The organism is Streptomyces cinereospinus (assembly GCF_042430725.1).
GTDB lineage: Bacteria > Actinomycetota > Actinomycetes > Streptomycetales > Streptomycetaceae > Streptomyces > Streptomyces cinereospinus.
Map to the genome: position 1 here is coordinate 1 of NZ_JBHMCY010000170.1, position 1,573 is coordinate 1,573.

Consider the following 1,573-nt stretch of genomic DNA (forward strand, 5'->3'; position numbering starts at 1 on the left):
CGGGCACCACCTCGACGGCCTCCCCACCTACCCCTTCCAACGCCAGCGCTACTGGGCCGACACGCGGGAGTACTGGTCCAGCGCCTGGGCGGGGACGGGTGGCGGGGATGTCGCCTCGGCCGGTCTGCGGCCGCTCGCGCACCCCTTGCTGGGTGCGGCAGTGGCCATGCCGGACTCCGGTGACTTCGTACTCACGGGCCGGGTCTCGCCGTCCACGCACCCGTGGTCGGTGGACCACGCCGTCATGGGCGTGGTGCTGCTGCCGGGGGCCGCGCTCGTCGAGATGGCGCTGCACGCGGGCGCTCAGGCCGGCTGCCCGGTGCTCGCCGAACTGACGCTCCACGCGCCGCTCGTCCTGCCCGACCAGGACAACGCGGTGGTGCTGCGGGTCGTGGTCGGCAGGGCCGACGAGTCCGGCTTCCGGACGGTGGGTGTGTACTCCGCGACCGCCGACGACGGGCCCTGGACCCTGCACGCCGAGGGCCTGCTGGCCGGTGCCGGCTCCGAACCGTCCGTGGCGCAGGCCGAGTGGCCGCCCACCGACGCCCAGGAAGTGCCCACGGACGGCTTCTACGGTCACCTTCTCGACGAGGGTTACGCCTATGGCCCCACCTTCCAGGGGCTCCGGAAGGCCTGGCGGCGGGGCGAGGAACTCTTCGCCGAGGTGGCTCTGCCGGAACCGGCAGCCGCCGACGCGGACCTCTACGGCCTGCACCCCGCGCTCCTGGACGCGTGCCTGCACGCTCCGCTGCTGGCCGCGCCCCGCACGGACGGGGCCGCGGTCCTCCCGTTCGCCTGGACCGACGTGACCTGCCACGCGGTCGGGGCCGCCGCACTGCGGGTGCGGATCGCACCGGCCGGCGGGGACGCCGTGTCCGTCACCGCCACCGACGTGCTGGGCGACCCGGTGCTGACGGTGGGATCACTGGTGTCCCGCCCCGTGACGGCCGACGGGATCCAGGAGCGGGCGGGGGGCCAGGACGCGGGTTACCGCGTGGAGTGGACGCGACTGCCCAAGCCTTCCGGTGCGGCGGCCTCGTCGGTGGTGCTGGGCGAGGCACCGGACGGCCTGGACGGTGTCCCGTCCTTCGCGGACCTGTCCGCGCTGGCCGCGGCCGTCGACACGGGCACGCCCGTGCCTGACCGGGTGGTGGTCCGGTGCGGTCCGTTCGACGGCGACGGCGACGGTGACGTGCTCGCCCGGATCCGCACGGCCACCGGCGGTGCGCTGCGGCTCGTCCAGGAGTGGCTGGCGCTGGAGCGGTTCCAGGACGCCCGGCTCGTGCTGGTGACGTCGGACGCCCAGCTCGACGGTGACGGCCCGACCGACCTCGCCGCGGCCCCGGTGCTCGGGCTGCTCCGGTCGGCACAGGCCGAACACCCCGGCCGGCTCGCCCTGGTCGACACCGACGGCAGCCGGGCGTCGGCCGACGCGCTGGCCGCGGTACTGGCCTCCGGCGAACCGGAGATCGCGCTGCGAGACGGTGAAGCGCGCGTTCCCCGACTGGTGCGTGCGAAGACCACGCACACCGCTCGTCCGGCGTTGGCGGCCGGGACGGTGTTGATCACGGGT

The 1,573-nt window shown here is 75.1% G+C and carries 1 protein-coding gene; it reads left to right on the forward strand.

The features are described 5' to 3' along the window. Window positions 1–1,573, forward strand: a 1,573-nt coding sequence (locus tag ACFF45_RS35335) for a SpnB-like Rossmann fold domain-containing protein (RefSeq protein ID WP_381351134.1), incomplete at both ends; no start/stop codon positions are given.